At 70.7% G+C, this 4,083-nt stretch carries 4 protein-coding genes; 3 read left to right on the forward strand and 1 reads right to left on the reverse strand.

All coding sequences use genetic code 11. The features are described 5' to 3' along the window. Positions 1-462: 462 nt before the first annotated feature. Genes B1205_RS05785 through B1205_RS05795 form a run of 3 tightly spaced genes read left to right on the forward strand, consistent with a single transcriptional unit; the run spans position 463 to position 3,492 of the window. Entirely contained in the window at positions 463-1,350 is an 888-nt protein-coding gene (locus B1205_RS05785; protein ID WP_089154661.1) for a sugar phosphate isomerase/epimerase family protein, read from the forward strand. Beyond that, positions 1,347-2,420 (forward strand): Gfo/Idh/MocA family protein, encoded by a 1,074-nt coding sequence (locus tag B1205_RS05790; protein ID WP_089154662.1) that lies wholly within the window; start codon positions 1,347-1,349, stop codon positions 2,418-2,420. The genes B1205_RS05785 and B1205_RS05790 overlap by 4 nt, the downstream gene beginning before the upstream one ends. A gap of 1 nt (position 2,421) precedes the next feature. Continuing rightward, positions 2,422-3,492 carry a Gfo/Idh/MocA family protein gene (locus B1205_RS05795; protein ID WP_089154663.1) on the forward strand — a complete coding sequence of 357 codons (1,071 nt, stop codon included), beginning with the start codon at positions 2,422-2,424 and terminating at the stop codon, positions 3,490-3,492. Positions 3,493-3,564: 72 nt separating this feature from the next. Here B1205_RS05795 and B1205_RS05800 read toward each other — a convergent pair. Beyond that, positions 3,565-4,083 (reverse strand): RICIN domain-containing protein (locus B1205_RS05800; RefSeq protein ID WP_254909740.1); only part of this gene is annotated, 519 nt, incomplete at its 5' end.

Here is a 4,083-nt window from a genome sequence, read left to right on the forward strand (position 1 = left end):
CCAGGACCCGTATTCGTCGCTCAACCCGGCGATGACCGTCGAGACCATCCTCGCCGAGCCGTTGCGGGCCCAGGGCGTGGCCCGCGCGGAGGCCACCGGGCGGATCGGTGAGCTGTTGCGCCAGATCGGCCTGGGGGCGGACNTCGTCTGCGACGAGCCGGTGAGCGCCCTCGACCTGTCCACCCAGGCCAGCATCCTCGACCTGCTCATCGAGGTGCAGGAGCGGACCGGCGTCGCCTACCTCTTCATCTCCCACGACCTGTCGGTGGTGCGCTACATCTGCCACCGGGTCGCGGTGATGCTCAAGGGCCGAATCGTCGAGACCGGCGAGGGCGACGTCGTCACGTCCCGGCCGGCGCATCCGTACACGAACCGCCTGCTCATGGCCTCCCCCATCCCCGACCCCGCACGCCAGGCGGAACGACGCCGCCGGTACGCCGCCCTCTAGGAAAAGGAAACATCGTGCAATTCGGCTTCAGCTCCTACTCCTTCTACCAGCACCTGCGCACCGGCCGGATGAGCCTCTTCGAGGTCATCGACTGGATCGCCGCAAGCGACGCCACCCACATGGAGATCGCGACCGTCTCGCTGTCCCCGGAGATCTCCAACGACACCTCCACGCTCGACCAGGACCCCGAGTTCGTCCGGGAGGTGAAGACCCGCGCCGCCGACCAGGGCGTCACCCTGTCCAACCTGGTCGTCCCCGCCGACCTGCTCGGTGCGGACGCCGAGCGGCACATGCAGCGGGTCAAGCGACACCTCGACGTGGCCGCCGAGCTGGGCATCACGCTCTTCCGGCACGACGTCGCCAAGTGGGCCCACCGGGCCAAGGACGTCGCCGAGTTCGAGGCGCTGATGCCCCGGATGGTCGAGGCGTGCCAGGAGATCGCCCAGTATGCCGCCCAGTACGGCATCACCACCAGCGTGGAGAACCACGGGCTGCTGATGAACGGCGGCGAACGGGTCCGCCGGCTCATCCACCTCGTCGACGAACCGAACTTCAAGACCACGCTCGACGTCGGCAACTTCATGTCGGTGGACGACAACCCGGTGGTGGCGGTGGCCGGCAACGCGCCGTACGCCAGCATCGTGCACCTGAAGGACTTCTACGTCCGCTCGCAGTTCCCCGGCGAGGGCTGGCACCACACCCCCGGCGGCACGTACCTGCTCGGTTCCATCGTCGGCTACGGCGACCTGGACATGCGCCGGATCGTCCACGGCATCCTCGACGCCGGCTACGACGGTTTCGTCTCCATCGAGTTCGAGGGCATCGAGGAGTGCCTGATGGCGAACACGATCGGCCTGGCCAACGCGAAGCGGCTCTTCGCCGAGGTGGAGGCGGCCGCATGAGCGAACGCACGAGCCGGCTCGGCGTGGGCGTGATCGGCGTCGGCAGCATCGCGGACATGCACCTGGGCGCGTACGCCGCCAACCCGGACGTCCACCTCGCCGGCGTGTTCGACGTGAACCCGGAGCGCAGCGCACAGAAGGCGGAGACCTTCGGCGTGGCCCGCGTCCACCCCACACTCGACGCCCTGCTCGCCGACCCCGGGATCGACGCGGTGAGCATCTGCACCTGGAACGACACCCACGCGGAGATCGCCACCGCGGCGCTGGACGCCGGCAAGCACGTCCTCGTGGAGAAGCCGCTGAGCCGTACCGCCGACGAGGCTCAGGCGCTCGTCGAGGCGGTCGCGCGCACCGACCGGCACCTCCAGGTCGGCTTCGTCCGGCGGTTCGGCGCGAACGCCAAGGTGCTCAAGTCGTTCGTCGACGGCGGCATGCTGGGCGACGTCTACCACGCCCGCGCGACGAACATCCGCCGGCTCGGCAACCCGGGTGGCTGGTTCGCGGACCGGGCGCGCTCCGGCGGCGGGCCGCTCATCGACATCGGCGTGCACGTCCTGGATCTGTGCTGGTACTTCATGGGCACCCCGAAGGCGGCCACGGTCAGCGCGGTCACCCACTCCCGGCTCGGGAACCGGGCGAACGTCACGTCGTTGTCGCGGTACAAGGTCGCGGACTACGACCCCGCGCGCAGCGACGTCGAGGACTTCGCGGCGGCCCTCATCCGCTTCGACAACGGCGCGTCCCTGACGCTGGAGACCAGCTATTCCCTGCACGCGCTCGAAGACCGCCTGGAGGTGGCGGTCTTCGGTGAGCGCGGCGGCGCGGAACTCGAACCGGAGCTTCGCATCGCCACCGAAACGCACGACACCGTGCTGAACGTGGGGCCGCAGATCGACCACCTGTCGTTCGACTTCGCCGAGGGGTTCGCCAACGAGATCGCGCACTTCGTCTCGCTGTGCCTCGGTGAGGCCGAGGAGGTGGCCCCGGTGTGGCACGGCGCGGAGGTCATGCGCATGCTCGACGGGATCTACGAGTCGGCCCGTACCGGTCGAGAGATCAGGCTGTCCTGACATGGCTGTCGACGGAACGGTCCGGGTGGGGCTGGTGGGCTGCGGCAACGTCAGTTCCCGCTACCTCGCCAACCTCGCCGGCCAGCCGGCGGTCACGGTCGTCGCCTGCGCCGACGCCGATCCGGCGCGGGCGCGGGCACTGGCCTCCGCGCACGGGGTGCCGCAGGTGTGCCCGGTGGACGAACTGCTGGCCCATCCGGACGTCGACCTCGTACTCAACCTGACCCCGCCCAGGGCGCACGCCGAGCTGACCCTGCGGGCGCTGGCGCAGGACAAGCACGTCTACACGGAGAAGCCGCTGGCGACCACCATGGCCGACGGTCGCCGCGTCCTCGAAGCGGCCCGGGCCCGGTCGTTGCGGGTCGGCACCGCGCCGGACACCTTCCTCGGCGTCGGGCCGCAGACCTGCGCCACCCTCGTCGCCCAGGGGGCCATCGGCACCCCGACCTCGGTGAACGCGGCCATGATGAACCCCGGGCCGGAGCGGTTCCACCCGGAGCCGGAGTTCCTCTACCAGGAGGGCGCCGGGCCGCTGTTCGACATCGGTCCGTACTACCTCACGGTCCTGACCGCGCTCATGGGCTCCGTGGCGCGGGTGGGGGCGCTGGGGGCGTCCGCGCGCCCCGAACGGGTCGTGTCGGTCGGGCCCCGCGCGGGATCCACGTTCCCCGTGGAGACGTTCACCCACGTCAACAGCGTGCTGGAGTTCGCCAGCGGGGCGCTGGGCATGCTGGTGACCAGCTTCGACGTCGCGGCGACCCGGACGCCGCCCCTGGAGATCCACGGCACCGAGGGCACGATCGTCGCCGCGCAGGCCAACTCGTGGGGCGGGCCGGTGCTGCTCAAGGGGCCGGGAACCGACTTCGTCGAGGTGGTGCCCGGCCCTCGCGACTCCGACGGGTTCATGGGGATGGGCCTGGTCGACATGGCGGAGGCCATCCTGACCGGGCGGCCCGCCCTGGCGTCGGGCGCCCGGGGTCTGCACGTACTCGATGTTCTCACGGCGATCGCCGCCACCGCGCGCGACGGCGGCGGCTTCACCACGATCGACTCGGCCCTGGAGGCCGAGTGACGTCGACCCCCGGGACCGCGATGGCTCACCGTCGCGGCACCGGCCACGGCGGTGAGCCATCACCCGTTCCGATCAGTTCGTGACGAGCCGGAACTGCTGGTTGGCCTGGCCGTTGCAGTCGTAGAGCTGAACCTGCTGGCCGTTGCCGGTGCCCCAGACGTCGAGGCAGCGGCCGGACTGGACACCGGTGATGGTGCCGTTGGAGTTGACGTTCCACTGCTGGTTGGCCTGGCCGTTGCAGCTGTAGATCTGCACCGCCGCGCCGTTGCCGGTGCCGGCGGCGTCCAGGCACCGGCCGCCGCTGTAGACGGTCAGCTGCTTGCTGCCGGTGTACGTCCACTGCTGGTTGGTCTGGCCGTGGCAGTCGTAGAGCTGCACCCGGGTGCCGTTGGTCTGCGACGAGCTGGGCACGTCGATGCAGCGGCCCGACTGGCTGCCGAGGATCCGGCCGGCGCCGCCGGACGGCGGCGGCGTGGTCGGCGTCCCCGTGGGCGAGGTGGTCGGCGAGGCCGTCGGCGAGGTCGTCGGACCGGGGCCGGCGGCGTTGAGGGCGTTGAGGACCGAGGTGTACGCGGCCTTCTTGTTACCGCC

This window comes from Micromonospora sp. NBS 11-29 (assembly GCF_002140155.1).
Taxonomy (GTDB): Bacteria; Actinomycetota; Actinomycetes; order Mycobacteriales; family Micromonosporaceae; genus Micromonospora.

Excerpts from the sequence above, each read along its gene's own strand:
- B1205_RS05790 (WP_089154662.1), top strand. The coding sequence starts at position 1,347 with ATGAGCGAACGCACGAGCCGGCTCGGCGTGGGCGTGATCGGCGTCGGC.
- B1205_RS05795 (WP_089154663.1), top strand. The coding sequence starts at position 2,422 with ATGGCTGTCGACGGAACGGTCCGGGTGGGGCTGGTGGGCTGCGGCAAC.